Annotated in this window: 20 protein-coding genes; 3 read left to right on the top strand and 17 right to left on the bottom strand. The window is 71.1% G+C overall.

Features of this window, described 5'->3' with window-relative positions; genetic code table 11:
• The first annotated feature begins 19 nt into the window (after window positions 1-19).
• Together ACFWF2_RS18150 and ACFWF2_RS18145 are read left to right on the top strand one after the other, a co-directional pair.
• Window positions 20-874, top strand: a complete 855-nt coding sequence (locus tag ACFWF2_RS18150) for a carbohydrate ABC transporter permease (protein ID WP_379308586.1) — start codon at window positions 20-22, stop codon at window positions 872-874.
• Entirely contained in the window at window positions 864-1,676 is an 813-nt protein-coding gene (locus ACFWF2_RS18145) for a carbohydrate ABC transporter permease (protein ID WP_379308584.1), read from the top strand. The genes ACFWF2_RS18150 and ACFWF2_RS18145 overlap by 11 nt, the downstream gene beginning before the upstream one ends.
• Here the strand turns inward: ACFWF2_RS18145 and ACFWF2_RS18140 are convergent.
• Genes ACFWF2_RS18140 through ACFWF2_RS18130 form a run of 3 tightly spaced genes read right to left on the bottom strand, consistent with a single transcriptional unit; the run spans window position 1,669 to window position 4,562 of the window.
• Window positions 1,669-2,526, bottom strand: coding sequence for a sterol desaturase family protein (locus tag ACFWF2_RS18140; RefSeq protein ID WP_379308583.1), 858 nt, complete (start codon window positions 2,524-2,526; stop codon window positions 1,669-1,671). The genes ACFWF2_RS18145 and ACFWF2_RS18140 overlap by 8 nt on opposite strands.
• 4 nt (window positions 2,527-2,530) lie before the next feature.
• The gene (locus tag ACFWF2_RS18135; protein ID WP_379308582.1) at window positions 2,531-3,319 is read right to left on the bottom strand and encodes a helix-turn-helix transcriptional regulator; all 789 of its coding nucleotides are present in this window, start codon (window positions 3,317-3,319) and stop codon (window positions 2,531-2,533) included.
• A gap of 31 nt (window positions 3,320-3,350) precedes the next feature.
• The gene (locus ACFWF2_RS18130; RefSeq protein WP_379308581.1) at window positions 3,351-4,562 is read right to left on the bottom strand and encodes a pyridoxal phosphate-dependent aminotransferase; all 1,212 of its coding nucleotides are present in this window, start codon (window positions 4,560-4,562) and stop codon (window positions 3,351-3,353) included.
• A 93-nt stretch (window positions 4,563-4,655) separates the two neighbouring features.
• Between ACFWF2_RS18130 and ACFWF2_RS18125 the strand changes: the two genes are divergently transcribed.
• Complete coding sequence (locus ACFWF2_RS18125; protein WP_379308580.1) at window positions 4,656-5,207, top strand: winged helix-turn-helix transcriptional regulator; 552 nt, start codon at window positions 4,656-4,658, stop codon at window positions 5,205-5,207.
• Between the two features lie 12 nt (window positions 5,208-5,219).
• Here the strand turns inward: ACFWF2_RS18125 and ACFWF2_RS18120 are convergent, their stop codons facing one another.
• The 14 genes from ACFWF2_RS18120 to ACFWF2_RS18055 form a co-directional block, all read right to left on the bottom strand.
• Complete coding sequence (locus tag ACFWF2_RS18120) at window positions 5,220-5,963, bottom strand: hypothetical protein (RefSeq protein ID WP_379308579.1); 744 nt, start codon at window positions 5,961-5,963, stop codon at window positions 5,220-5,222.
• A 22-nt stretch (window positions 5,964-5,985) separates the two neighbouring features.
• Window positions 5,986-7,740: an asparagine synthetase B family protein gene (locus ACFWF2_RS18115; RefSeq protein ID WP_379308578.1), complete on the bottom strand. Its 1,755-nt coding sequence runs from the start codon at window positions 7,738-7,740 to the stop codon at window positions 5,986-5,988.
• On the bottom strand, window positions 7,715-8,200 hold the full coding sequence (locus ACFWF2_RS18110) for a hypothetical protein (RefSeq protein ID WP_379308577.1): 486 nt from the start codon (window positions 8,198-8,200) through the stop codon (window positions 7,715-7,717). The genes ACFWF2_RS18115 and ACFWF2_RS18110 overlap by 26 nt, the downstream gene beginning before the upstream one ends.
• Before the next feature lie 12 nt (window positions 8,201-8,212).
• Window positions 8,213-9,031 carry a hypothetical protein gene (locus tag ACFWF2_RS18105; protein WP_379308576.1) on the bottom strand — a complete coding sequence of 273 codons (819 nt, stop codon included), beginning with the start codon at window positions 9,029-9,031 and terminating at the stop codon, window positions 8,213-8,215.
• Window positions 9,016-10,044: a hypothetical protein gene (locus tag ACFWF2_RS18100; protein WP_379308575.1), complete on the bottom strand. Its 1,029-nt coding sequence runs from the start codon at window positions 10,042-10,044 to the stop codon at window positions 9,016-9,018. Before ACFWF2_RS18100 ends, ACFWF2_RS18105 begins: the two co-directional genes overlap by 16 nt.
• A 237-nt stretch (window positions 10,045-10,281) precedes the next feature.
• Window positions 10,282-11,571, bottom strand: coding sequence for an MFS transporter (locus ACFWF2_RS18095; protein WP_379308574.1), 1,290 nt, complete (start codon window positions 11,569-11,571; stop codon window positions 10,282-10,284).
• On the bottom strand, window positions 11,568-12,707 hold the full coding sequence (locus ACFWF2_RS18090; RefSeq protein ID WP_379308573.1) for a cytochrome P450: 1,140 nt from the start codon (window positions 12,705-12,707) through the stop codon (window positions 11,568-11,570). The genes ACFWF2_RS18095 and ACFWF2_RS18090 overlap by 4 nt, the downstream gene beginning before the upstream one ends.
• Window positions 12,708-12,777: 70 nt before the next feature.
• The gene (locus tag ACFWF2_RS18085; RefSeq protein ID WP_379308572.1) at window positions 12,778-12,900 is read right to left on the bottom strand and encodes a hypothetical protein; all 123 of its coding nucleotides are present in this window, start codon (window positions 12,898-12,900) and stop codon (window positions 12,778-12,780) included.
• A 201-nt stretch (window positions 12,901-13,101) separates the two neighbouring features.
• A complete protein-coding gene (gene accC, locus ACFWF2_RS18080; protein ID WP_379308571.1) occupies window positions 13,102-14,475 on the bottom strand; it encodes an acetyl-CoA carboxylase biotin carboxylase subunit in 1,374 nt (457 codons plus the stop codon).
• The gene (locus ACFWF2_RS18075) at window positions 14,472-15,014 is read right to left on the bottom strand and encodes an acetyl-CoA carboxylase biotin carboxyl carrier protein (RefSeq protein ID WP_379308570.1); all 543 of its coding nucleotides are present in this window, start codon (window positions 15,012-15,014) and stop codon (window positions 14,472-14,474) included. The genes accC and ACFWF2_RS18075 overlap by 4 nt, the downstream gene beginning before the upstream one ends.
• A 110-nt stretch (window positions 15,015-15,124) precedes the next feature.
• A complete protein-coding gene (gene accD, locus ACFWF2_RS18070; RefSeq protein ID WP_379308569.1) occupies window positions 15,125-16,813 on the bottom strand; it encodes an acetyl-CoA carboxylase, carboxyltransferase subunit beta in 1,689 nt (562 codons plus the stop codon).
• Complete coding sequence (locus tag ACFWF2_RS18065; RefSeq protein ID WP_379308568.1) at window positions 16,810-18,378, bottom strand: PfaD family polyunsaturated fatty acid/polyketide biosynthesis protein; 1,569 nt, start codon at window positions 18,376-18,378, stop codon at window positions 16,810-16,812. The genes accD and ACFWF2_RS18065 overlap by 4 nt, the downstream gene beginning before the upstream one ends.
• Window positions 18,375-20,360, bottom strand: a complete 1,986-nt coding sequence (locus ACFWF2_RS18060; RefSeq protein WP_379308567.1) for a beta-hydroxydecanoyl-ACP dehydratase — start codon at window positions 20,358-20,360, stop codon at window positions 18,375-18,377. The genes ACFWF2_RS18065 and ACFWF2_RS18060 overlap by 4 nt, the downstream gene beginning before the upstream one ends.
• Window positions 20,357-26,842 (bottom strand): beta-ketoacyl synthase N-terminal-like domain-containing protein, encoded by a 6,486-nt coding sequence (locus tag ACFWF2_RS18055; RefSeq protein WP_379308566.1) that lies wholly within the window; start codon window positions 26,840-26,842, stop codon window positions 20,357-20,359. Before ACFWF2_RS18055 ends, ACFWF2_RS18060 begins: the two co-directional genes overlap by 4 nt.
• Between the last annotated feature and the right edge of the window lie 16 nt (window positions 26,843-26,858).

Below are 26,858 nucleotides of genomic sequence, written 5' to 3'. Positions count from 1 at the left end.
GCGCAAGGCCCCCCGGCTCATCGCGCCCTATCTGTATCTCGCGCCTGCCCTGATCCTGCTGGTGGTGTGGACCTACCAGCCGCTGGTGCAGGCCCTGCAGTTGTCCACGTATTCGTGGAACCTGCTGCCGACCGCGCCCATGACGCCGGTGGGCACGGCCAATTACTCCCGGCTGCTGGATCTTCCGGCGTTCTGGGGTTCGCTGGGCCGCACCGCCACCCTGATCCTCGGTCTGCTGCCGTTCACGGTGCTGCTGCCGGTGCTGATCGCGCTGGCCAGCAGGCGGGTGCACGGCCGGGCTCGCACGTTCTACCAGGCGCTGGTGTTCGCGCCGTTCCTCGTCGCCCCCGTCGCGGCGGCGGCGGTGTGGCGGTGGCTGTTGCATCCTGGTTCCGGATTCGTCGACCAGCTCGCCGGCACCGGCCACAACTGGGTCTACGACGCCTCGACCGCGCAGGCCGTGATCATCGTGATCACCGGCTGGCAGCTGCTCGGTTTCGCGGTGCTGGTGGTGTGGGCCGGGCTGGCGGGCATCAGCGGCGACTACAGCGAGGCCGCGCAGGTCGACGGGGCGACACCGGGCCAGATCCGGCGCTGGATCACCCTGCCGCTGCTGTCACCGACCCTGCTGTTCCTGGTGCTCACCACCGTGCTGCTCAGTCCCACCCTGTCGTTCCCGCTCATCGACTCGATGACCCAGGGCGGACCGTCGCAGGCCACGACCAACATCTACTACCTGCTCTGGGACTACGCGTTCCACAGCTTCGACGCGGGCCTGAGCGCCGCGGCGGGTGTGCTGTTGTTCGCCGGGTTCGGCGCGTTGGCCGCGGTGCTGGTCTGGATCTCGGAAAAGGTTGCCGTTCATGATGATTGACCGTCTCCGCCTGGCGGGCAGCCATCTGCTGCTCGCCGGGACGGCGCTGGTGTGCGTGTTCCCGATCTACTGGCTGTTCGCGACGGCGCTGCGCAGGCCCGAGGACGTCACCTCGCTGTCGCCGCTGCCGTGGCCGCTGTCGATCGACAACTACCTCGACGCGGCGAACAAGGTCGATGTCACCGGCCTGATCGTCAACACGTTCGTCGTGGCGATCCTGTCCGCGGCGGGTCAGCTGCTGATCGCGCTACTGGCGTCGTACGCGTTCGCGATGTACACCTTCCCGCTGCAGCGGCTGATGTATCTCGCGTTCGTCGGTGTCTGGCTGGTGCCGTTCCAGGTGACCATGCTGCCCAACTACATCCTGCTCAACCGGATGGGCCTGATCAACACACTCATCGGCTGTGTCCTGCCGACCCTGTGCTCGGCACTGGGCGTGCTGCTGTTGCGCCAGCATATGAACGCCTTCCCGAAGGAGCTCATCGCCGCCGCCAAGATCGACGGCCGCTCCTCCTGGGCGATCCTGTGGACGGTCGTGGTGCCCAACCTGCGCCCCGCCCTGGCCGCCCTCGGCATCCTGCTGTTCATCAACGCCTGGAACGAATACTTCTGGCCCGCAGTGGTTCTGCGTCAGTCCAACGATGTCCTGCAGCTGGGCCTGCGGAGTTTCATGGGCACCGAGGGCGACCAGTGGGGCCCGATGATGGCGCTGGCCAGCCTGGCTTGCCTGCCGGTCCTGCTGCTCTACCTGGTGTTGCAGCGCCACATCGTCAACGCCTTCGTGCGGTCGGGTCTCAAGTAAGGCGGCGGAAGGGCTCGATCAGCTGGTCCAGGTAGCCGACCGGATAGTCGGGATGCGCTGCCATGCCGAGCTGTTCGGAGGTGAACCGGCGCCGCGGATCGTAGCTGTAGGTGCGCAGCAGGTGATCCCAGAGCAGCGTGAACAGGCCGAAGTTGACGTCGCCGACGCCCGCCCATTTGAGGTGGTGGAAGCGGTGTCCCTCGTTGAGGGCGAGCACGTACTTCAGCGGACCGACGCGGTAGTCGGCGTTGGAATGCTGGAGCAGCAGCTGGATGGCCACGGCCAGGGCCAGCGCGGCGGCGACGTCGACCGGCAGGCCGATCAGGATCAGCGGGGCCACACCGGCGGCCATCTCCGCGGTCTGGTGCAGTGGGTGTTTCATCAAGCCGTTGAGTCCGTAGAACCGGGTGACGCTGTGGTGCACGGCGTGGAAGCGCCACAGCACGCCGATCTTGTGACTGGCCAAGTGCACCAGCGTGATTCCGGCGTCCGCGATCAGGATGGCGAGGACCACCTGGAGCGGGAACGTCCAGTCACCCGGCCACAGGCTCGGGGCGGGCACGATCGCGGCGAGCAGCGGGATCACCGCCACGCTCACCAGGATCAGCGTCTCGTTCACGACGGCGTGCACACGGTCGCGGACGCTGTCGGCCTTGGCACCGTTCCAGGCCGGTTCGTACGGGATGACGCGTTCGACCGCGAACGAGGTGGCGATCGCCACGGCGAGCACGAGCAGCAGCCAGGGTTTCGGTGCATGGGCTGCGGCGAGGGCGATGCCGATTCCGTTGAGCCCCACCAGCATCAACGGAACGTATCCGTAGCGGGCGAGGTGGCGCAGAGCGATGTTCATGCCCTCAGCGTGGGCGCCGCTCCCCCGTCGGCGCTTGAACGATTCGGCTGCCGCCGACGTCCCAGGCCACGGCACCGGTCAGGGCCGACGGTGGCAGACCGAAGATCTCCCGGCAGGTCCGGGTGAGATGCGCGCTGTCGGCGAAGCCCGCCGCGTGCGCGATCGTGGTCAGGTCCTGTCCGTCCCGGGCCAGGTGGACGGCGTTCATCAGCCGCAGCCACAGAATGTAGCGACGTAGCGGCAGCCCGACCTGGGCGGTGAACAGGTGGGTGAGCCGGCTCGCCGAGAGGCCGACCGCAGCGGCGACCTCGCCGGGGCGCACCGGCCCGCGGGCCACCATCGCGGGCAGCGCGGCCACCGCGCCCACGACCCCAGGATGCCGCACGGCGACGGCACCGCCACTCGCCGTCGCGAGCGTGCTCAGCAGTCCGTCGACGAAGTCCGCCGTCGAGGTGGCCGGGCGGGCGGGATCGCGCAGGGCGGGCCCACCGGACCATCCCGCGGTCGCCACGCGGAGCACCGCACCGCGACCGGCCGCGGAATCGGGGTCGAGGAACACGACAATCCCTGTCGCGCCGCCGGTTTCGACGAGGTGCTCGGTGTCGGGTGGGATGACGATCTCGGCCCCGGTGTGTGGTCGGCCGTCTCCGTCGAGCACGGTCACCGGTGCGTCGGCCACCACGATCTGCACGGCGTGGTGCGCGTGGCTTCGCGTGCCGCCGATCGTCCCGGTGAAGGCGAGGACGCCGGGACGGATCAATGCCCCGGCACCGCGCCACGCGGTCTCGCTCACGCCGGATCCCCGGCGCCGGGCACCCGAGGTGTCACTGCCGGTAGGTCGCCAGGAAGCGGCCGATGCGTTCGATGATGGCTTCGAGTTCGTCGGCGTGCGGCAGGGTGACGATGCGGAAGTGGTCGGGGCGTGGCCAGTTGAAGCCGGTGCCCTGCACGATGTGGAGTTTCTCCTGCAGGAGCAGGTCGAGGACGAACTTCTCGTCGTTGTGGATGGGGTACATGTCCAGGTCGATGCGGGGGAAGGCGTAGAGCGCGCCCTTGGGCTTGACGCAGGAGACGCCGGGGATGGCGTTGAGGGCTTCCCAGGCGCGGTCACGCTGTTCGCGCAGGCGCCCGCCGGGGAGGGTGAGGTCGTAGATGCTCTGGTGTCCGCCCAGGGCAGCCTGGATCGCTTGCTGCGCGGGCACATTCGCGCACAGCCGCAGACCGGCGAGCATGGTCAGGCCCTCGAGGTAGCTCGCGGCGTGCTGGGTGGGACCGGAGACCACCAGCCAGCCCGAGCGCAGGCCCGCGGCGCGGTAGTTCTTGGACAGGCCGGAGAAGGTCAGGCACAGCAGGTCGGGGGCGAGCGAGGCGACGGCGGTGTGCTCGAGGTCGTCGTAGTAGATCTTGTCGTAGATCTCGTCGGCGAAGACGACCAGATTGTGCCTGCGGGCGATCTCGAGGATGTCGCGCAGTACCTCCGGCGGATACACCGCACCGGTGGGGTTGTTCGGGTTGATCAGCACGATCGCGCGGGTACGGTCGGTGATCTTGGCGGCGATGTCGGCCAGGTCCGGGTACCAGTCGGCGCCTTCGTCGCACAGGTAGTGCACCGGGGTGCCGCCGTTGAGGGCGGTCGCGGCGGTCCACAGCGGGAAGTCGGGGGCGGGGACGAGGACCTCGTCGCCGTTCTCGAGCAGCGCCGTCATCGCCATCATGATCAGTTCGGAGACGCCGTTGCCGAGGAAGACCTCCTCGACGTCGACATCGTCGACGCCCAGGGTCTGGTAGTACTGCACCACCGCGCGCCGGGCCGAGAGCAGGCCCTTCGACGAGGAGTAGCCGGTGGAACTCGGCAGCGTACGAACCATGTCCTGCAACAGGTCCGGGGGCGCGTCGAAGCCGAAGATCAGCGGGTTGCCCGTGTTGAGCTTGACCACGTGGTGCCCCTCGGCTTCGAGCCGGGCAGCCTCCTCCGCGACCGGGCCGCGAATCTCGTACGACACTCCCGACAGCTTGCTGGACTGCTTGACCTGCATGAACATCCCTCCGAACCGTGGTTGCCGCACACACTACTTGGTAATTCCAAGATTTCACTTGGTTTTTCCAAGCCTCTGGTTAAAGTAGTACACGTGCCACGCCGAAGCTACGACCACTACTGCGCGGTCAGCCGCGCGCTCGACCTCGTCGGGGACCGGTGGACCCTGCTGGTGGTTCGCGAACTGTGTGCCGGACCGCGCCGGTACAGCGACCTGTTCGCCGACCTGCCCGGGATCAGCACCGACATGCTCGCCACCCGGCTCAAGGATCTCGAGCGCGAGGGCATGCTCACCCACCACCGCAACGGCATGCGCTCGAGCTACGAGCTGACCGACGCGGGCCTGGCCTTGCGCCCGGTGCTCGACGCGCTGTCGGTCTGGGGCACGCCCCGGCTCGGCGACCGCAAGCCGACCGACGCGGTGCGCGCGCACTGGCTGGCGCTGCCGCTGGGCAACGCGGTCGCCGAGATCGTCCCGGCGGGCACGGTGACGGTCCATATCGGCGAGACCGTGCTGCACTACGTGATCACCGCCGACGGCGTCACCCACCACGACGGTCCCGCGGCGGCACCGGACCGGGAACTGCGGCTGGAACTGGCCGAGGCCACCGAGATCGCCACCGGCGTCCGGCCGCTGACCGTCTGACCGCGGCGCCCGTCAGCGTCCGGCGACCGAGACTTCGGCGCAGGTCGCGGCATCCGGCGCGGTCTCGGCCAGGAAGACGGTCTGCGCGGTCATCCGGAAGCCCGACATCCGTTCGCGGAAGACCTCGATGGATTCCTCCGGGTGCACCGAGTCGATCACCGCGTGCGGCCCGAAGGCATTGAACTGGTGACTCACTCCGCGCGGGATCTGCATGTCCACGAACGAACACGGCGGCACGATGAGGTTGTAGCGGGTGCGCTGCTGCAGTGGCGGTAAGCCGGGGAGGTCGTCGGTGAACTGTTCCGGCCGGAACGGGGTGACGCCCTCGACGTGGGTGACCTCGAACGGGGAGAGGCTGCTGACCCGGATGTGGGTGCCGGGTCCGGTCATCATCCGCACGAAGCGCAGGCCGGTGTGCAGGTGCATCCGCGAGCAGATCCCGCGGTCGGTGACGTCGTAGAAGTCCATCAGGTACCGGTCGGCGAAGAAGCCGTCGAAGGGCTTCTCGACCATGTAGACGTCGCCCTCCTCGAAGGTCTGCGCGCGGACGATGCCGTCGGCGTCGGGGGTGGTCGCGGCGTGGATCGTCTTGGCCTTGCGGACGATGTCGGCGAAGGTCCGCACCACCACCAGCGCGACCTCGGCGGGCAGACTCGCGACCGGTGTCACGGTGTTGCGGCCCGCGTCCGCGAAGCCGGCCACCTCGTGGATCTCGTTCTCGTCGTCCGCGGCGTGCTTGATCCTCGGTTCGGCCATGCGGTGGTGACTCCTCTGCTCATCAGACCTCGAACGCACGCAACCACAGTTCCAGCGACAGCACCAACCACAATTTCCCGCCCTGCCGGGGCAGCAGCGCGCCGTCGCCGCGCAGCCAGGCGCGGATGGTGTCCTCGCGGAAGAGCCCGCGCGCCCGCGCGGACCGGCCGAGCAGCAGCTCGTGCCCGAGATCGCGCAGCGGACCGGCCAGCCACTGCTGCACCGGAACCCGCATCCCGCTCTTGGGCCGGTCGACGATGGTGGCGGGCAGCAGATCCCGGACGGCTTCCTTGAGAATCCACTTCTCGGTGGCGCCGGCGAGTTTGAACCGCGGCGGGACCCGGAACGCGTGATCGATGACGGCGCGGTCGAACAGCGGTGCCCTGCCCTCGACTCCCGCTGCGGCGGTGAGCCTTTCGACCTTGGTGAGAATGTGGTGGGCGCCCTTGGTGCGCAGGTTCGTGTGCAGCAGCTGGTTGAGCAGGCTCGTCATCGGCCCCGGGGTGAGCAGGGGCGTGAGCAGGTCGGTGAGCGGCGGGGCGCCGTCGAGTGCGGCGAGCGCGTCGCGGCTGAGCAGGACCGGCAGGTCGCCGTGGCATTTGCGGTAACTGTCGAGGTAGGCGGCGGCGCGGGCCACCGGGTCCGGATCGTCGCGGGTGAGTTCGAAGACCAGCATCGGCAGGTTCTTGGGGCCGCCGAAGACGGGGTCGCCGCCTTCCCCGTTGAGGACCACGCGCGCGCCGTCGGCCGCGGCGGCCTCGGCGAGCAGCAGATTCGGGACCGTCAGCGGATCGCCGACGGGACAGTCGAGCAGGGCCACCGTGTCGGCGAGCCGGGCCGCGACGGTCTCCCCCGGCACTGTCAGCACCCGGTGTTCGGTGTGACAGTGGGCGGCCACCAAGCCCGAGTAGGCGAGTTCGTTGGGGGTGGTCCCGGTAAAGGCGATGGAGTAGGTCCGGACCGGCTGATCGTGGCGCTTGGCGGCCAGGGCGGTGACCAGACTGCTGTCGATCCCGCCCGAGAGCAGGACGCCGACCGGCTCGCCCGCGGGCAGCCGTCGCGCGGTCGCGTCGTCGAGCAGGGCGCGCAGGGTCAGCGCGTGGTCGGCGGCGGGCAGGTCGTCGACGGATTCGGCGGGCTCCCAGTAGGTTTCCTCGACCGAGGTACCGTCCGGGCGCACCCGGAGGCAGCGGCCGGGTAGCGCCTCACGCACGTCGCGGAAGAAGGTGTCGCGGCCGGGCAGGTAGGCGAAGGTGAGGAAGGAACGCACGGCGGGCAGGTGCAGTCCGGTCCGCAGGGCAGGCCACTTCGCCACGGCGCGAATCGATCCCGAGGCCGCCCACGCGCCGCCCGCCTCGGCATAGAACAGAGTGCGGGCGCCCACGTGGTCGCGGACCAGCACCAGATCCGGGCCGTCGATGATGGCCAGCGCGAACATGCCGTCGGCCCTGGCGATTCCGGCGGCGCCGAACTTCGCGTACATCCGCAGCAGCAACTCGCCGTCGGTGCGGTCCGGTGGCGGCGCGTCCGTGCCGAGCGCGGTGCGCAGTGCCCGCGCGTTGAACAGGGTGACCGCGCCGACGGCGCTGTACTCGCCCACGGTGAAATGCCCTGCCGCCGCGCCGGATCCGGCGAGCAGGCCGAGGGCGGACCGGGCGGTCACCGCGACCGGGTCGCCGCCCACGGCACGGACGGCCCCGGCCGGGTCGGCGGGGGTCAGGAAGGCGCACCAGCGCGACATCAGTGCGCCCTCACCCGAAATCGCCGCCGTCGTCACCGGAGTCGTCGCTCCAGGTGCCGTAGTCGCCGGAACCGCCGCCACCGGAATCGGTCGACTGGGACGCCGCCTGCCTGCGCAGTTCCTCCTCCTCGATCGGGGACAGGAATTCCGGCGGCATCACCAGGGCGCCGAGCAGCGCGCCACCGGCGACCGCGGCGAGGATGGTGCCGGCCCGGCCGCCGAAGGAGGACCGGTTGACGGTGAGGATGCCGTCGCCCCACAGGGTGCGGCCGTAGCCGGATTCCCGGCCGTACAGCACCCGGCCGTCGGCGAAGGTCCGTTTCACCAGGGTGCGGCCCAGTGGTTCGTCGCGGCCGGAGGCGCCCCGGTCGTCGCGCCAGGACACGAAACCCGATCCGCGCGTGCGCCATTCCCGGCGGCCGTCGGAGTAGTGCCGGTGCACGGTGCCGTCGGCGAGCAGTTCATCGTTGTAGGTGACTTGCTGTCGCACCGACATGGGCAGGTCCTTTCATGCGGTGGGCCAGGTGAGGAAACCGGTGGTGCGCAGGCGATTCCACTGCGTGGACGTCTCGCGGATCCGCACCTCGCGGACCAGGCGGTGCACGGTGCGCAGCAGGGCGGCCGGGCGCACCGCCGCGATCTCGACGCAGCGGCCGCGACGCAGCCAGTCCCGTTCCCACTGGTCGAGCGCGGAGTCGACGGTGTGGGGCGCGGCCACCGGGAGGTGGGTGGCGTGCAGGGTGCTCGCCTGCCGGGGACGCAGTCCCAGCGGGATCACGCGGACGCCGTCGGGAATCGGGGTCAGCTCGCGCACGCGGTCGGGGAAGGTCAGGCCGTGCGGGCTCGCGTCGTGGAGCAGGAACACCGCCGATCGCTCGACCAGCTCCAGCATGCCCGCCACGCGCGGGTCCAGCGGCAGTTCGTCGGCGCCGACCACCGGGCACGCCGATTCCATCGGAATGCCGTTGGCGCGCAACATCTGCGCGATCTCGGTGGATTCGCACACCAGCAGTCGTGGCAGGCCGTAGTCGAACAGATCCGGTTCGGTGGTGTGCCGACCTGCGGGCCGGGCCCGGGGCGGTTCGGGTGTGAGCAGGCCGGGTACCGGACCGTGTGCGGCCAGCGCCGCGCGAAAATCCGGGTAGCGCACGGTAGCCGGGACCGTGAAGGCGGGACGGCGGAGTCCGCCCGGCAGGGGCAGCAGGACGCGGCAGACCTCGTAGTAGAGCTGGCGTTCGGTGAATCGCAGATCGCCGGGCGCACCGGCCCGCCGCGCCGCGATCCGCACTGCCCGGCTCAGTACCGCCGATGTCACCGGGTCGGCCACGTCAGGAACCCCACCGCTTCGGCGCGCTGCCGATCCGGATCCAGCGCCCGCTCGACCCGCTCCACCGCGCTGCCCAGCGCCGCGAGGAGTGTGGCGGGCGGCACCGACGCCAGGGGCGTCTGCCAGCCGTCGGCCAGCCAGGCACGTTCCTCCGCCGTCAGTCGCTCGCCGCTGATCCGGGCCAGCTCATCGGCGGTGGGCCTGCCCTCGCGCAACCGCACCGCCTTCTCCTTGCCGAGCACCGCGCGTGGCGCGAGTCCGACCGGGACCACCCTGGCGCCGAGGGCGGCGCGCGCGTCGGCGACGAAGGTGATGCCTCGGACGCTGGCGTCGTGCAGCACCAGCACGGGAACTCCCGGCGGCAGCTGATCGATCCGGCCCACGGGCGCCATGCCCCAGAGTCCGGCTACATTGTTCGCCGAAAGACAGGTCAGCACACTGCTTTCCGGACAGAGCACCGCGAACCGCGGCCGTGCGGGCAAGGGCGGCAGTGGGGTTCGGCCATCGATCGAACCCGGGGGCGGCGCACCGTAGACCTGTGTCCACCGGGCGATCACCTCCTGCTGGAAGCGGTCGAAGCCGGCGGGCATCCTGACCGAGGTCGTCGCCAGGTACCGGGGCCGCACCGCGTTCAGCACCAGATTCGCCGCCACCAGGACGATCACCCCCGCCCCGATGCCGACGGCCCAGAAGACCAGGCCGCTGACGGCGACGACAACGGTCCCGATGATCGTCGCGATGACGATCAGCATCGAGACCGCCATCCGGAGGCCGAAGAACGTCTCGCGCGGGTCGGGCACCCGTCCCCGCGCCGCCGCGTACCACAGTTGCGGCAGCGTGTAGCGCAGATTCCGCCCGTCCCCGAGCCGGTCGATCAGCTTGCGCATCCGGATGTCGTGGAGCCGGAACGGGCTCTCCTTCGGTTCGAGCGCGAACACCCGCCTGCATTTCGCGCACGTGCGGTTTCCGCGTTCGCGGCGCAGCACCTCCTTGCTGCAATGCGGACAGATCATGGCGCACCACCCTGTCCGCTGACGCCACGGTCCGGCCGCGGACCACGCTGGATCCTCACAGGTACGGCTTACCGGATCAGCGGGAATTCCGCGACCGCACCACACGAACCGCCGGTGACGCCCCGGACAATTCCGGTGACGGCATCGAAAGCCCGCGGCCACCGGCAGGATCGGCCCGGGCACCGGATCCGGCGGGCTCTGCTCGCTCGGGACACCTGGGCCGCGCCCCGCGCGGCATCACGCGAGCTCGAGTACCCGGCCGGTGGCTGTCGGGTCGGCTTCTCCCGACCGTTCGCGGCCGGGGAGCCCGGCGGCGGCGAGGGCTCCGAGCCCGAGCACCGCGACGACCAGGACCCACACGGCGGTGGACGAGGCGTTCGCCGCGAGCAGGCCCGCCGCCAGCGCACCGACGCTGCCGCAGATCCGCAGGGCGAGCGACTGGACCGACAGCACCGTGGCGCGTTCCCCGGCGGTCGCGGCGCGGTGAGTCAGTGTGTCCAGCAACGGTTCCGGCGCTCCGAGCGCGAGGTAGACGCCCACGTATCCGGCAGCCACCAGGAGCAGGATCGGTGTCCCCAGCGCGGCGACGGCGACGGCGGTCAGAACCAGCGCGACAACCACCGTGCGCCGGACAGACCCGAGCAGCCGCGACAGCGTGGGCGATGCCGCCGAACCGGCCGCCATCGCGAAGCCGCCGAGCGCGGTGAAGACGGCGAAGGCGCCGACGGCCCGGCTGTCCCCGCCGAGACTCGCGGCGATCTGCAACGGCGCGAGCAATTCGACCGCGGCGAGCACGACCCCGATGACACCGCACAGCACCGTGATGCGGCGCAGCACGCTGTTGCGGGCGCAGGTGCCGATGCCGACCCGCACCGTCCGCGGGATATCGGCGAGCACGGCACTGACATCGGCGCGCGGGCGGCGGACCGTCTCGCCGACCCAGGCCAGCTGGACCAGGATCCGGATCACGATGACGCCCGCGGCCGCGAGGTAGGGCAGTGAGAGCGCGAGGATCGGCCCGGCACCGGTCGATGGCACCGGCGCCCACCCCGCCAGCGCACCGCCCACCAGCGCGCCGACGGCGAGGGCGATCGATCCGGCGGTGCGGCCGTGCGCGAATCCCGACGTCAGGTCCACGTCCTCGTCCACCGCGTGCACGGCGTCGACGTACCAGGCTTGCAATGGCCCGGAGTCCAGCGCCCGGCCCGCGGCCTCGAGCAGGATTCCGGTGGCGATGACGAGCACGCTCGTGCCGATCCCGAGCGACACCGCCGACACCAGGAACAGCAGGGAGGCGGCGATCAGCACCGGCCGCCTGCCGACGACATCGGCGAGCCCGCCGGTCGGCAGTTCCAGGGCGGCGGCGGTCAGGCCGTAGGCCGCGAGCAGGGCGCCCATGGTCGCCATGTCGATCCCGCGCGCGGCCAGCAGCAGGATCAGGACCGGTGCGCAGAGCCCGGTCGGCAGCCAGCCGAGGACGTTGAGCGCGACGTAGCGACGGGTGAGCGTGGTGACGGTCGCGTTCACGCGATGACCTCCGGGCGGGAGTCGATGACGGTTGTCCGCAGCGCGCGCGGTCGCTTGCTGAAGCGATTCCGATGCCAGCGCAATTCGGTGACGGGGACGGTGAGCCGGAGCTCGGACAGGCGCGGGAGCAGCACCCCGAGGATGACCTGCGCCTGCTTGCGGGCCAAGGTGGCGCCGGGGCAGTAGTGGGGACCGTGTCCGAAGGACAGATGCTTGGTGTCGGTGCGGGACGGGTCGAGGCGATCCGGGTGGTCGAAGCGGTCGGGGTCGCGATTGGCGGCGACGAGGTCCACCACGACCGCACTGCCCGCCGGGATGACGACGTCACCGACCGACACGTCGTCCATGGCGAACCGGGTCCACGTGCCCGCGGTGGGGGTGAGGTAGCGGAACAGCTCCTCGACGACCGAGGGCAGCGATTCCGGTCGCCGGGCCAGCGCGCACTGGAGCCGGGGCGCCATCAGGAGGGTGAGGGTGGCCGTGCTGACGAAGCTGACCGTCGTCTCGTAGCCGGCGACGATCATCAGCGCGGCGGTGCCGACGGCTTCGGCGGCCGAGAGACGGCCTGCCGCGGTGGCCGCGGCGAGCTCGCCGCACAGATCATCGCCGTGCTGCTCCGCCCTGGTGGCCAGCAGTGCGGCCAGGTAGGTGTCCAGCGCGGCGGCGCCGGCCGAGCTGACCTCGGGATCCGGCATGGTCGAGTCCTCGGCCCAGGCGAGCACGCGGTCACGGTCGGCTTCCGGCACCCCGAGCAGTTCGCAGATCACGGAGAACACCAGCGGAAGCACGAACTCGCCGACCAGGTCGCCGCCGCCGCGGCCGAACAGCGCGTCGAGCAGGTCCGTGGCCCGCGCCCGCATGCGCTCCACGGGGGCGTCGTAGCGGCGGGGCGTGAGCGTGGGCGCCACCGCCCGCCGGAGCCGGGTGTGCCGCGCCCCGTCGCACATCTGCATGCTCGTACTGTGGCGCTGATTCACCGCCGATCGCGCGGCGATATCCGAATGCAGGTCCGTGCCGTTGGCCGGATCATTCGACATCCGGCGGTCCGCGAGGAGCTGTATCGCCGCCTCGTATCCGGTGACGAGATATCGGTTGTCCGCCAGCTCGTGAACCGATTCGATATGCCTGACGCTCATAGGAATTCCCACCTTCACGGTCGGGGGGCGAAGCCGGCTGCTTCGCCCCCGGCGACGACCGAACGGGTGATCAGTACCGGTAGGCGTAGATGTGGCCGGACCGATCGGCATCGTCCGCGGGAAGGGCGAACAGTTCCTCGAGCGCGTCCAGCTCGAGAGCGATATCGGTGTCGAGGATGTCGATGGTGTGCATGTGGGTTGTTCCCTTTCTTCGTTTCCGTCGCCGTGTGCGTCGGTAATTAAAGTGTCGGGAACTACGGCTCGCCCGAATAGAAACCCTGGGGTGCGGAATTCATCACCCATTATTCGGGCGCCGGAATGCCGGAAACTGTTAACGGCGCGGGCAGCGAAACGTCCGGAACAGCCCGGCGGCACCGGGACTGTTCCGGGCGCGTCAGCGAGCGGCGGCGGTGGCCGGGGCCGTGTGGGTGCCGATGAGGGCGGTGTCGTGGGTGGCGGCGCGGAAGCGGGGGTGGTCGAGGATGTCGTGCAGGAAGTCGGTGGTGGTGGCGACGCCGGTGCCGGTGATCGTGGTCTCGGCCAGGGCGCGGCGCATGCGGGCGATGGCGGCCGTTCGGTCGGGTGCCCAGACGATGACCTTGGCCAGCAGCGAATCATAGTGCGGGGGAACGGCGTAACCCGCCGCGATATGGGTGTCGACACGGACGAACGGGCCTGCCGGTAAAACGCAGTCGGCGAGTGTGCCTGGGGCGGGAGCGAATTCGCGTTCGGGGTCTTCGGCATTGATGCGGCATTCGATCGCCACGCCGTCGGGCCGGATGTCGGTGCCAAGGCGCAGCGGTTCGCCCGCCGCGACGCGCAGCTGCTCGGCGACCAGGTCGACGCCGGTGACCATCTCGGTGACCGGGTGTTCGACCTGGAGACGGCAGTTGACCTCCATGAAGTAGAACTGGCCGTCGGGGGCGAGCAGGAACTCCACGGTGCCCGCGCCGACATAGCCCGCCGCCTCGCAGCCACGGACGGCGGCGGCGCCGATCCGTTCGGCGAGTTCGCTGGACAGGCCAGGGGCAGGCGACTCCTCGACGAGCTTCTGGTGCCTGCGCTGCAGTGAGCAGTCGCGCAGGCCGAGGTGAATGACCGTGCCGTGGGTGTCGGCCAGGATCTGGACCTCGACGTGCCTGGCCGATTCCAGGTAGCGCTCGAGGTAGAGCCTGCCGTCGCCGAAGACCGCGGCGGCGGTTGCTCTGGTGTGCTGCCAGGCGGCGCCGAAATCGTCGCCGTCGCGGACCACCCGCATGCCACGTCCGCCACCACCGGCGACGGCCTTGATGATCACCGGATAGCCGATCTCCTCGGCCAGTGCTCGTGCGGCGTCGGCGTCGTCGATGGGATCGCGGCTGCCCGGCAGCAGCGGCAGGCCCGCGTCAGCCATCAGCGCTCTGGCCGTGGACTTGTCGCCCAGCCGGGCCATGACGGCAGCGGGCGCACCGACGAAGACGAACCCCTCCGCCTCGCACACCTCGGCGAAATCCGGGTCCTCGGACAGGAATCCGTAACCGGGGTGGATCGCGTCGGCGCCGGTGGCACGCGCCGCCTCGATGATCGCGGGGATCGACAGGTAGCTGCGCTTGGCCGGGGCCGGACCGATCTGCACCCGTTCGTCGGCCAGCCGCACCGCCGCCGACTCGCGGTCGGCGGCGGAGTGTACGGCCACGGTCGCGATGCCGAGTTCGCGGCACGTGCGGATGACCCGCACCGCGATCTCACCCCGGTTGGCGACGAGGACCTTGCGGAGGGGGCGGCTCACCGCAGCGCCTCGAACACGATCAGCGGCTGGCCGTGTTCCACGGCATCGCCGTTCTCGACCAGCAGTTCGGCGACGACGCCCTCCTTGGTCGCGGTCACCGGGATCATCAGCTTCATCGCCTCGATGATGCCCACCTGCTGGCCCGCGCGCACCGGGTCACCGGCCGAAACGAACGGCGCGGCACCGGGTTCCGACGACCGGTAGAACACGCCGACGGTCTCGGCGGTCAGGGTGAAGGTGTTCGCGGCGGGCGCGCCGTCGGTGCGGCCCGCGGGCGCCGGGGCCGCGGCCGGGGTGACCAGCGAGAGCCGCCCGGCCTCGGCCCCGGCCGGTTCGTGGCCGACGGCGGGCGCCGAAGCGGGACGGTCGTCCCAGGTGATGCGGAGCAGCACGGGGCCGTTGGCGACGGTCACCGAGGTCGGGGCGGACGCGGTGGCGCGCACGGACATCGCATGCCGGGTGAGCACCGCGAGGCTGTGATCGGCGTCGGTGGCACTCACCGCCCGCTGGGTGGATTCGCTGGTCGCTGACTCGGTCATCGGGTCTCCTGGCTCTGGGTGCGGACGGCTCGAAGGGTCGGGGTCGGTACGTGCCGTGAGCCGCAGGCCCTGCCGCAGCACCGTCCACGGGTTGCGGATCAGGAAGTCGGTCATCGCGCTGCCGAGCTCTCCGGCCGAGTCAGCCCGTAGGCACGAAATCGGCTGTGGCGCTGGGCGAGCAGGTCGGCGGTCGGCCAGGCGCGCAGTTCGTGCACGGCCTGGCGCACGGCCCGCCGCAGCAGGGCGGCCGCGCCGACGGGGTCACGGTCGGCGCCGCCGTCCGGTTCGGGGATCACCGCGTCGGCGATGCCGAGTTCGAGCAGCGCGGCCGCGTCGACCCGCAGGGCGGCGGCGGCGCGCGGCGCGGCGGCCGGGTCCTTCCACAGGATGGCGGCGCAGCCCTCCGGGCTGATCACCGAGTAGACGGCGTTCTCGCACACCAGGACCCGGTCGGCCAGCGCGAGCGCGAGCGCTCCCCCGCTGCCGCCCTCACCGGTGATCACGGTGACCACCGGAACAGGCAGTCCGGCCAGCAGTTTCAGCGATTCGGCGATGGCGACCGCCTGGCCCTGTTCCTCGGCTTCGATGCCGGGGTAGGCGCCCGCCGTGTCGACCAGCGCGACGACCGGGCGGCCGAGTTTGGCGGCCAGCCGCAGCACCCGCACCGCCTTGCGATAGCCGGCGGGCGTCGGCATGCCGTAGTTGCGCTGGGTCAGTTCGGCGCCGGTATGGCCCTTCTGGGTGCCGATCACCACGACCGGCAGTCCGTCGAGCCGGGCCAGGCCTGCGATCATGGCGGGGCAGTCCGCCGACATGCGGTCGCCGTGCAGTTCGACGAAATCGTCGAACGCGGCGGCCAGGTAGTCCAGGGTGGTCGGTCTGCCGAGTCTGCGCGCGGCGCGCACGCGATCCCACGATTCACCGACGATGAGCGCGGCGGGGTCGGTGATGACCGCGTCCGCGTCACCGGGCTCGGTGCGGCGCAGCGGGCGGGTCGTCATCGCCACGAGTCGCGACAGCCGGGCCCGCAGCGCCGAGCGGTGGCAGATCATGTCGACGATGCCGTGTTCCAGGAGGAACTCGGCGGTCTGGAAGCCGGCGGGCAGGGTCTGCCCGATGGTCTGCTGGATGACCCGCGGCCCCGCGAAGCCGAGGCGCGCACCGGGTTCGGCGACGATGATGTCGGTGGAGGTGGCGAAGGAGGCCGCCACGCCACCGTAGGTCGGGTCGGTGATGATCGAGATGGTCAGCACGCCCGCGTCGTCGAGGCGCCGGAGTGCGCGGCTGGTCTTGGCCATCTGCATCAGCGCGAGGATGCCTTCCTGCATCCGTGCGCCACCGGAGGCCGTGACGAGCACCAGCGGCGCGCGATCGGCCAGCGCCGCTTCGGCCGCGGCGGTGACCGCCTCGCCGACGGCGCTGCCGAGGCTGCCGCCGAGGAAGCGGAAGTCCATGACCGCCAGCACGATCGGGGTGCCGTCGACGGTGCCGCGCACGCAGCGGATCGCCTCGGGCATGCCGGTCGCCTCGCGTGCCTGCGCGGCGCGTTCAGTGTAGGCGCGGGTGTCGGTGAATCCGAGCGGGTCGGTCACCGTCGCGGCGGTGGCGATCGGCTTGGCCGAATCCTCGTCGAGGAGCTGGTCGATGCGCTGATCGGCGGTGAGCATGCCGTGGTCGTCGCATTCCGGGCAGACCCGGTCGGCGCGTTCGTAGCGTTTGAGATAGATCACGGTCTGGCACGCCGGGCACAGCATCCAGGCGGTGCCGATGGTGGCGGTTCCGGTCTCGACGATGGTCATCGGTCCTCCAGCGGACGTGGGACGTAGCGGGCGCATGCCGCGGGCAGCCGGACGCCTGCGGTCCGCAACTGGGCGACGCGGGTGAGGTAGGCGGCGCCGAACATCAGCTGCCCCGCGATGTCGGCGACGGCACGGTTCTCCGGCGCGGCCAGATAGGTGCCCGCCGTCCAGGTGTTGAAGGCGCCCATCGCGGGGCCGCACCAGATCTGGTAGTCGGCGACCCGGTCGGCTTCGCCGCGGATGCTCCAGCCCGAGGACAGGCCGAGGTACCAGCGGAACACCAACGCCATCTTGGCTTTCGGGTCCTGTTCGGCGCCGGCGAGCTGGGCCGGGTCGCGTTCGGTGAAGTACCGGACGCACTCCTGCCATACCTCGTCGAGTGGCCTGCGGAACAGCGTGGACTCGAGCTCGGCGCGCAGCGTCGCGGGCAGAGTGTCGAGTCCGTCGTAGGCGCGGTAGGTGTCGTAGAGGCGCTGGGCGCGCGCGGCGAACATCGTGCCCCGGCGCAGGACCTGCACCTGCACACCGAGTTCGAACATGTCCGAGGACGGCGACATTGCGCAGTCGGCGAATTCGGCGCGGGCCAGCAGGTTCTTGGTTGCCGCGCACTGCGCGGCCTCCGTGGCCGACTGGTTGACCGACCCGGTCACCACGTACGCGGCGCCGAGCCCGAAGGCCGCCGCGACGGCATCGGGAGTGCCGAGGCCGCCCGCGGCGCCGATGCGGACCTGACCCGCTCCGGCGACCGAGGTGGCCAGGCGGTCGCGGGCCGCGATCAGTTCGGGCAGCAGGACAGTCAGGGGCCTGCGGTCGGTGTGGCCGCCCGAGTCGGCTTCGGCGGTGATGTCGTCGGCCATCGGCACCTGCTCGGCGAGGCGGGCCTGCTCCTCGGTGATCCGGCCCGCCCCGACGAGGTCGCGCAGCAGCCGGACCGGAGCGGGGCGCAGGAACAGGTCGGCCACCTCGACGCGGGAGACCTTGGCGATCACCCGGTGCCGCCGCTCGATGCCGCCCTGCCGGTCGACCGCGAGCCCGGCGGCGCGGTAGCGGACCACCTCGGCGGTGAGATCCATGAAGGCCGAGGCCTCCACGCAGCGCACGTCGTGGCGCAGGCAGGCGTCGATGATGGCGCGTTCCAGCGCGGATTCGCTGGGACTGTGGATGAGGTTGCAGGCGAACGGCTGTCCGTCCAGTTCCCTTGCCAGCTCGCCCAGTGCCGCGTCGACCGCGGCCGGCGCGACCCCCGCGGCGCCGTACGCGGCCAGATAGCCGTTGCGCGCCATGGCTTTCACCAGGGCGGGCGAGGCGATGCCGTTGGCCATCGCGCCGGCGGCGTAGGCGGCTCTGACACCGTGTGCGGTGCGGAAAGCGCTGTCGCCGAGGCGTTCCGGCGGCAGCGGCGCGACGGCCGCCAGCACCTGGGTGCCCGCCGCGACCGTCTCGTCGGCGGTGGCGCCGACGCGATCGTCCGCGCGGACGATCCAGACGGGGGCGTCCAGGTCGAGCAGCAGTGCGGTGATCTCCTCGGCGGTGCTCGCCACCGCGGCGGTGCGCATCGTGGTCATCGCGCCGCCCGATCGACGAGTTCGACGGCCAGGTCGGTCACTTCGTAGATCCGCAGGCCCGGCTTCCACAGTGAGCCGTCGACCACCGCGGTCACGCCGTGCGGGCCGCGGTGCAGCGCCTTGATGTGCGCTTCGAGTTCGACGGTGCCGTCGGTGGGCAGGAACTGGCCGCGGTAACGCCAGCTGAACGGGATATCCGCCGGAATGCGGAACACCGGATCGGTCATGTCGGCGGTGTGGCCCGCGTCGACGAGCCATTCCTGCACGGCGTGGATCACCGATTCGACGCCGAGCGAGCCGGGGATGACCGGGTCGAGGTGGAAGTGCCGGGTGAAGAACCAGTCGTCGGGGTCGATGGCGCGCAGCGAATGCAGGTATCCCGCACCGTATTTCCCGCCCCCGTCGACCACATCGACCCGATCGATGAGGGTGAGGGTGCCGCGCGAGCACAGTGGTGCGGCCGGGTCGGCGCGGCGGGCTGCCACGTCGATCGCGCGGACCGGTGCCTGCGGATTCTCGGCCAGCCAGGACGGAGCGGGGCGGCCTGCGTCGAGGCCGGTCTGGTTGGCCAGTGCCTCGTCGCTGAAGTAGCCGAACATGGTCTCGCCGGTGTAGAACGGCTCGCCGTCGACGCTGAGCGTGTAATCGAAGGTCTGCAGCGAGGATCCGGGCAGGATCGTCGTCGACAGCATGCGCGAGGACTGCTCGATCGTGCGGTCACGCAGGTCGACCTGACGCAGCACCGTGGCGGTGCCGCCCAGGTTGCGCAGGCTCAGGGTGACGCCCGGCTGGGTCAGGGTCGGCCCGGCGTAGTAACCCATGAGCAGCGCGGCCTGGAGCGAGGTCTCCATGTACACGAAGTGCGGCATGGAGTCGTTGGCCGTATCGGCGTAGTACCAGGAGTCGGCGGGCGAGTCGTACTCGGTGGTGTAGGACGCGGCGTCGAGAGTGCCACGGGCACCGTCGAAATCGCGGACCCGGTCGACCAGGAGCAGGCCGCCGGTGGGCAGCCGGGTCGCGCGCACACCGGTGTACTCCGCGAACTCCGGCCCCATCGCGATCGCCTGATCGCCGCGCGCCAGGTGCGTCATGTGGAACTCGTTGAGCAGCAAGCTCGGTACCGCCTGCCCGGGGCCGACGCCCGTACCCACGGACTCGGCGACGGTGACCTGCACCGCCACGCTCGGCTCGCCGCCTGCGAAGCTCGCGGTGGCGGTGACGTGCGGGCGGGGAACGAGATCCAGGCCGGTGACGACGAGTTCCACCGTGCCCTGGGTCGCGCCGGACACGGCCGGGGTAGCCCCGGTCAGCGTGCTGCCCGACAGGCACAGGTGCATGCCGGTGAACAGGGCGAACACCTCGGCCGCCTGCCGGGCGGCCACGCCGGGGGCACCGTCGTAGCGGGCGACGACCCGACCGTCGCCGGTCCCGCCGTAGAGCTCGATCGACTCGATCTCGGTGAGTACCAGGGGTTCTCCGGCGGCGAGTCGCGCCGCCACTGCGACACCGTCGCGCCGGTGGCCGAGTCCGAAGACCTCGGCGACCGCGCCCGCGGCCAGCTGTTCGAGTGCCGCGCGGTCGAGCCGGATGCGGTCGGTACGCGCCAGAGGCTTGAACGCACCTTCCCTGGCGACGACCCCCGCGAAGGCCAAAATCGACCCGTGACCGGCATTCGTCGTGGTGCCGACGCTGTGCGTCGCCGGGTCCTGGAGAGAGGTCGCGCGGGACCACAGCGCACGCTGCACGGCGACCTGTGCGGCGAGGGCAGAGCGGTGGGCCGTGACCACGCCGACGCGCAGCTCGGCGATCGGGCCGCGCTCCGAATCTCGCACCGGCGCAGAGGCATACACGGCGACCTCGGTAGTGGGCGCGGGCTTCGGTGCCTGCGCGATGGACGGGGTCGGCGCCGGCTGTGCCACGGCGTGCGCGGGGGCCGCGCCGACCGGGTCGAAGGCGATGCCGTCGAATTCGAGGATTGTCATCGGGTCCACTCCCTCACCGAGGTCTGGAACTTCTCCGTCAGATCGGGCGTCGTGAGGACGGTGACGTCCGAGAAGCGCTGCAGCACTGTGCCGTCGGTGGCCAGTGCGGTCGCGTCGATGCGGGCTTCGAGCCGCCCGGCGCGCGGGTTGTCGACCACCAGGACGAACGGTTCGGTGGTCGGCAGCGGGTGGTGATAGTCGATCCGGCCGACGCCGAGGGGCAGGCAGGCCGCGCCGAGCAGGCGGTGGCCGAGGACCGGCGGGCCCTGCAGGATCAGGTCGGCGGCGACCGGATCGTGCAGCCTGCCCGCGTAGGCGCCGTCGGCGACCGAGCCGGTGGGCAGGAAGCACTCCAGGACGATCGCGCTGTCGCTGTCGGACCGGATGGTGCGCAGGCCCTGCAACGCCGGCGCGTGAAACTGGATGGCCTCGGTGTAGATCCGCTCGGCGCCGGTTCCCGGACCGGCCACGATCGACTGGCTTCCCGCGTCCTCGGGCGCCGTCGCGAGCAGCAGGGTCGCCCGGAAGTGGGCCGCCTTGTCGCCGAAGACGGTGGCACGCACCGCGGTTCGGCCGTCGACGGCGGTGACGGGTTCGAGTTCGATCTCCAGTGCGGTGACCGGATGGTCGAACACCAGCCCCTTGAGGACCTGGTAGTCCCTGACCCCGATCACGGTGCGGCCCGGATGGGTTCGCTCCGCGAGATTGATCATCGCGCCGAGACCGAAGGTGGCGGGCAACACGATGTGCTCGCCGATCTGGTGCGCGGCGATCACGGGTTCGTCGACCAGATCGGTGACATCGCGGCGGGCGCGCACCCGTGCGGCGGGACGTTCGCCCGTCGACAGTGCGGTCGCGGCACCCACCAGCAGCACCGGCTCCGGTCGGCGGTCCTCGGTGAACTGCGTCGTGAACGCGGCGGCGCCTGCGGCGGGGGCCAGCAGCGGGATGCCGCGATCCCGGAAGTGCTCGCGCAGTTCGGCGGTCACCATGCCGCCGTCCCAGGCACCCCAGTCCAGCGCGGTGACCCGGTGGCCGGGATGTCTGCGCCGCCAGCTCACCGCGAACCGGCACAGTGCCTCGTTCGCGGCGGCGTAGTCGGCCTGCCCGGTATTGCCGAACAACCCGGCCACCGAGGTGAACAGCACCAGGTCCCTTGGCTCCCCCACCGCGGCCAGGACGGCGGCGAGACCACCGAGCTTGGGGCGAAGGACCCGCCCGATCGAGTCCGCGGTCTTGTCCGGGATCAGGGAATCCGCCAGCACACCCGCGCCGTGGACGACGCCGGTGATGGTCTCGCGCCACGGTGCGATCGCCTCGGCGAGCGCGGCCGCGTCGGTGGCATCGACGGCGAGGTAGTCGGCACGATCGCCGAGAGTGGCCAGGGTGGAACGAATTTCGCGGACCGCGCGGATCTCGCCGCACGCCCGATCGATGTCCTTCGGTGTCACCCCGGTCCCGGCCAGTGCGCGCACCGCCGCCGGCTTGAGGTCGCCGTCGGCGATCCCGATGGCCCAGGCCGGTTCGTCGGTGAGCTGGGTTCGTCCGAGCAGGACGAATCGCGCCGGGCTGTGTTCGGCGAGGGCGAGCACGCAGGTGGCGGTGACGCCCCTGGCGCCGCCGGTCACCAGCAGCACGTCGTTCTCGGTCAGCACCGTCGGCGCGAGTGTCGTTGCCGCGCTGACGACCTCGGTGGTGATCGCATCGCCGTGCCTGCTCGGCACCGGGGTGCGCCGCTGTCCCGATCCGTCGACGCCGACCTCGACGGTGTCGACGGCCGCATCACACAGCTCCTCGAGCACGATCTGCGCCACCCGCCCCGGTGTCGCCGCCGGGGCGATGTCGAGGGCACGGCAGAACAGTGCCGGTTCCTCGGCGGCCAGGGTCTTCACCAGTCCGCCGAGACCGCCGAGCAGGGCAGGCACCGGATCGGCGTCACCGAGCAGACCCAGGTGACCGTCGAGCCGGGTGACGGTGACGAAGCCGGCGCGGTCGGTCGCGCCGCGCAGGGCGGGCACCACCCGGCCGGTGAGCAGGATCGCCTCGGTCAGGATGCGCTCGGCCTGGTCCCAGTCCGACGCGACACCCGCCACGACCACACACATGTCCGCGGAGCCGGACACGGTGTCGGCGGGGCCTACCCGCTGCACCGTCCAGCTGCGTTCGCGCAGGGTCTCCTCGATCGCCTCGACGTCGGTCTCGGCCGAGGGATCAAGGCAGACCACCAGCGCACGACCAGCGAGGCGATACGGATCGACCGCCAGGTCGACCGGCGCGAGCTCGACGAGTTCGACGACGTGCCGCGGCGTTTCGGCCGCGGCCTCAGCTTTTGGGTGGACATCACCCCCGGCCAGCTCGGCCACGATCTGATCCAGTGATCGCAGGGTGCCGAGCTGCTCGGGTCCGAGACTGGGCAGGTTGGGGAACCGTTCCTGCAGCGCGCCGATCACCTGGACCCGCTTGATCGAGTCCACGCCGAGATCCGCTTCCAGATCCATTGTCGGATCGACCATCTCGACCGGGTATCCGGTTTTGTCGGCGACTACTTCCCGCAGCGCCTGCCGCAGGGTGTCGGCGGTCGCGGCGCCGTCGGCCGGGGCGGCCTCGGCGGTGGTGGATGCGGCCGCCACGGTGGCATCGGTGGCGTGCGCGGCGGTGGCAGGTGCGGCGGTGGCGCTGCCGGCCTCGGCGAGCAGGTCCGCGATCTGGTCCAGGGTGCGCAGGGTGCCCAGCTGCTCGGGGCCCAGGCTGGGTAGCGAGGGGAAGCGTTCCTGCAGTGCGCCGATGACCTGCACGCGCTTGATCGAGTCGACGCCGAGGTCGGCTTCCAGGTCCATGGTGGGGTCGACCATCTCGACCGGGTAGCCGGTCTTGTCGGCGACGACCTCCCGCAGCGCGGCGCGGACCGCATCGCCGGTGATCGCGCTGTCGGCGGCCGCGCCGGGAGTGCCTGCCTGCGGTGCGGTGGCAGCCTGCTCCGCCGGAGCGGCCTGCGGTGCGGCGACAGCGTGCTGAGCCGTTGCCGGAACTGCCACGGCGGCAGCACCATTCGCCGCGGGAGCGACCGGGGCAGCGTGCCCGTTGGTGGGCGCGGACGCCGGCGCGGCGATCGCGGGCACAGTGGGCGCGGCGGTGATCGCCCGCGGGGCCTGCCGGGTAGCGGTCACGGTGCGCGTGCCGGTCACCGGTGCGCCGGACTCGAGCTCCGCAAGCTGAGCAAGCACATCGCTTGCCCGCGAATGACTTTCACTGATCGCGATGCCGTGATCTTTCACCGCTTCGATGGCGCGCAGGGTGTTCTCGTCGAGCGTGCCGTTGCTCAGCGCGCCGGCCAGACCACGGGCCAGGTCGAGCTGGCCGTCCAGGTACTGCCGGTGGGTGTCCAGGTGCTGCACCAGGGCGGTGTCGAGCAAGTCGCTCGTCCGGTACTCGGACGAGCCGGGGGCGGGGATGGTCACGAGCTGTTCCTCCACGGTCGGGGCTACCACCGGTTGGTGCACCGCGAACGGCTGCGGTGCGGATGCGGATGCGGGGATCGAGGCGACGGCGGCCAGAGATTCGGTAACCGCTGCGGCCTGCGGCGCGGCGAGCTGGACCGAGTAGTCCCCGGACAGCGCTTCGGCGTAGGCGGCACGGCGACTGTCCGGCACGTATTCCGGCGCCGACAGGGTCACCGTCATCCTGTTGGCAGCCGGGGCGGGGGGCTGCGTTTCGGCGGCGGCGTAGCGGTTGATGTCTGTGATCTCGACACCGAGGACGGCCAGGCGCACCGCGGCGCGCTTGAGCGCCACGTCACCGTTGCCGATGGGACCGGAGTCGGTGGCGAAGGCGATCACGTCGTCGCCGAGGGTGCGCCGCACCAGCGAGGTGAGCACCTGCTTGGGACCACATTCGACGAAAACGGTGCATCCGTCGGCGTGCATGGCCCGCAGCGCGTCGACGAATTCGACCGGCTGGCTCAGCTGGGCCGTGAGCGTCGCCCGGTTGGCCGCGACATCGGCACCGTAGGACGCTCCCGCGGTGTCGGCGTAGACCGGAGCGTCGGGCTCGGTGATGTCGACCTCGTCGACGGCGGCGCCGAATTCGGTCACCGCGTGCGCGACATAGGGCGTGTGGAAGGCGGCTGCCACGGGCAGATCCCTGGTGGCCCAGCCTCTTTCGGCGCTGCGCGCGATGAAGGCGGCGATGCCCTCCGGCCCGCCGCCGACGACGATCTGGTCGGGGGCGTTGTGATTGCAGATCCACACGTCGTCGAGATCGGCCAGCGCCTCGGCGACGTCCTCGCGCAGTGCGTTGACGGCCACCATAGTGCCCGCCTCGGCATCGTCGGCCACCGTCATCGCCGCACCACGAGCCCGGGCGAGGGTGAAGAAGTCCTCGGTACTCAGCGCGCCCGAGGCCCACAGGGCCGTCAGCTCGCCGAAGCTGTGGCCGAGGTAGCCGTGCGCCCGCAGACCGAACTCGGTGAGCACCCGGAACTGACCGGCCGCGAGCGCGCCGATCGCGGGCTGCGCGAATTCGGTACGGCGCAGGGCGGATTCCTGCTCGGCGCGGGCCTGCTCGGTGAACGCGGGCGGCGGGAAGACCACCGCGCCCAGCCGCTGCCCGGCGCCGACGAACGCGGCATTGGCGGCGTCGAAGGCCGCGCCGACCGGCGGATTGTTCAGCGCCGCGTCCAGACCCATGTCCACGTACTGGCTGCCCTGGCCTGCGAACAGCACGCCGACCTTCGCTTCCGGAAGCGCCGCGGCGCGGAAGTAGACGCCTTCGGGGTGGTCCCACTGCGCCGCTTCGGGATTGCGCACCATCTCGTCGACGGCCAGCGCGCGCAGATCGGCGGCGGTGTCCTCGTCGACGGACACGAAACCGATGCGGGCGTGGTCGGCGGGGATGTCGCCGCCGTCGGTGCCCGGGGTGCTGCGGACGACGTCGATCAGGCCCGACACATCCGGCGCGTGCCACAGGTGCGCACGGGGCACGCGATGCAGCACCTGTCCGCGTTCGCCGTCGGCTTCTTCGAGCACAAGGTGGAAGTTGGTGCCGCCGAAGCCCATTGCCGACGCGGCCGCGCGGCGCACGGGGCGCTGCGGGTCGCGCACCCACGGCCGGGTCTTCGTGTTGACGTAGAGCGGGGTGTGCGCGGCGTCGATCTCGCTGTTGGGCGCGTCGACATTGATCGTCGACGGCAGGATCTTCTGGTGCAGGGCGAGCGCGAGTTTCATCACGCCCGCGGTGCCCGCGGCTCCCTTGGTGTGCCCGATCTGCGACTTGACACTGCCAAGAGCGGCAAATCCCGTCTCCGAACTCGCGTCGGCGAGCAGCCCTTTCAGCGCGGTCAGCTCGGTCTTGTCGCCCACCGCGGTGCCGGTGGCATGCGCCTCGATCAGCTCCACGTCGGCGGGCGAGCACTCGGCGTCGGCGTAGGCGCGCTCCAGCGCCACCCGCTGGCCCGCGGCGACCGGCGCGTAGATGCTCTTGGCGCGACCGTCGCTGGAGGAGCCGAGACCGCGGATCACCGCGTAGATGCGGTTGCTGTCGCGGCGGGCGTCGGCCAGCCTGCGCAGCGCCAGCATCGTGATGCCCTCACCGAGCAGCGTGCCGTCGGCCTCGGCCGAGAACGGGCTGATCCGGCCGGTCGGCGACAGCGCGCCGACCTTGCTGAAGCACAGGTAGATGAAGATCGAGTTCTCGGTGTCGACGCCACCGGTGATCATCATGTCGGCGCGGCCGTCCTGCAGTTCGGCGATCGCGGTGCGGATGGCGGCCAGCGAGGCCGCGCACGCCGCGTCGACGGTGCAGTTGATGCCGCCGAGCCCGAGCCGGTTCGCGACGCGGCCCGCCACCACATTGGCGAGCAGACCGGGGAACGAATTCTCCTCCCACGGCGCGAACGCGGCGACGAAGCGACGCGAGATCTCCGCGACGTCACCGTCGGACAGGCCGACCGAGCGGGCCGCCTCCTCGAGCACCGGGGTGGACAGGCGCGCGGCCAGCGGATGCATCAGCGGCACCGGTCCGGTGGTGCCGAGCACCACGCCGGTCCGCGCCGGGTCGTACCATTCCGAGCCGGTCGCGCCGGCATCGGCGAGCAGATCACGGGCGACCCCGAGGCTCAGGGTCTGCATGGTGCTGGTGACCTCGAGCTGGTTCGGCGGCATGCCGAACTCCAGCGGATCGAACTCGACATCGGGCAGGAAAGCCCCACGGCGCGAATAGGTCTTGTCCGGCGCCGAGCGATCGGCGTCGTAGTAGTCGTCCAGGCTCCAGCGCGACGCGGGCACCTCGGAGGTGCAGTCGACGCCGTCGATGATGTTCTGCCAGTACTCGCGGTGGGTGTGTGCCTTGGGCAGCAGACCCGACATCCCGACGATGGCGATCGGGTCGCGTGCCAGGCGTCGTTCGTCTTTGACGTCCTCCCGATCGGCGACGACCGGAATTCCGACCGTGGCGTGGTGCGCCACGTCGGTGGGTTCCTGTTTCACAGGGACTCGCTTTCCG

Origin of the sequence: Nocardia sp. NPDC060259, assembly GCF_042728775.1 — a bacterium.
Lineage (GTDB): Bacteria > Actinomycetota > Actinomycetes > Mycobacteriales > Mycobacteriaceae > Nocardia.
Note: the sequence above shows the minus strand (reverse complement) of the source record. Positions and strands in the feature narration are given on the sequence as shown.

Excerpts from the sequence above, each read along its gene's own strand:
- ACFWF2_RS18090 (WP_379308573.1), bottom strand. The coding sequence starts at position 12,707 with ATGAGCGTCAGGCATATCGAATCGGTTCACGAGCTGGCGGACAACCGA.
- ACFWF2_RS18120 (WP_379308579.1), bottom strand. The coding sequence starts at position 5,963 with ATGGCCGAACCGAGGATCAAGCACGCCGCGGACGACGAGAACGAGATC.
- ACFWF2_RS18075 (WP_379308570.1), bottom strand. The coding sequence starts at position 15,014 with ATGACCGAGTCAGCGACCAGCGAATCCACCCAGCGGGCGGTGAGTGCC.
- ACFWF2_RS18130 (WP_379308581.1), bottom strand. The coding sequence starts at position 4,562 with ATGCAGGTCAAGCAGTCCAGCAAGCTGTCGGGAGTGTCGTACGAGATT.
- ACFWF2_RS18100 (WP_379308575.1), bottom strand. The coding sequence starts at position 10,044 with ATGATCTGTCCGCATTGCAGCAAGGAGGTGCTGCGCCGCGAACGCGGA.
- ACFWF2_RS18065 (WP_379308568.1), bottom strand. The coding sequence starts at position 18,378 with ATGACCACGATGCGCACCGCCGCGGTGGCGAGCACCGCCGAGGAGATC.
- accD (WP_379308569.1), bottom strand. The coding sequence starts at position 16,813 with ATGACCATCGTCGAGACCGGAACCGCCACCATCGGCACCGCCTGGATG.
- ACFWF2_RS18085 (WP_379308572.1), bottom strand. The coding sequence starts at position 12,900 with ATGCACACCATCGACATCCTCGACACCGATATCGCTCTCGAGCTGGAC.
- ACFWF2_RS18060 (WP_379308567.1), bottom strand. The coding sequence starts at position 20,360 with ATGACAATCCTCGAATTCGACGGCATCGCCTTCGACCCGGTCGGCGCG.
- ACFWF2_RS18140 (WP_379308583.1), bottom strand. The coding sequence starts at position 2,526 with ATGAACATCGCTCTGCGCCACCTCGCCCGCTACGGATACGTTCCGTTG.
- ACFWF2_RS18145 (WP_379308584.1), top strand. The coding sequence starts at position 864 with ATGATGATTGACCGTCTCCGCCTGGCGGGCAGCCATCTGCTGCTCGCC.
- ACFWF2_RS18110 (WP_379308577.1), bottom strand. The coding sequence starts at position 8,200 with ATGTCGGTGCGACAGCAAGTCACCTACAACGATGAACTGCTCGCCGAC.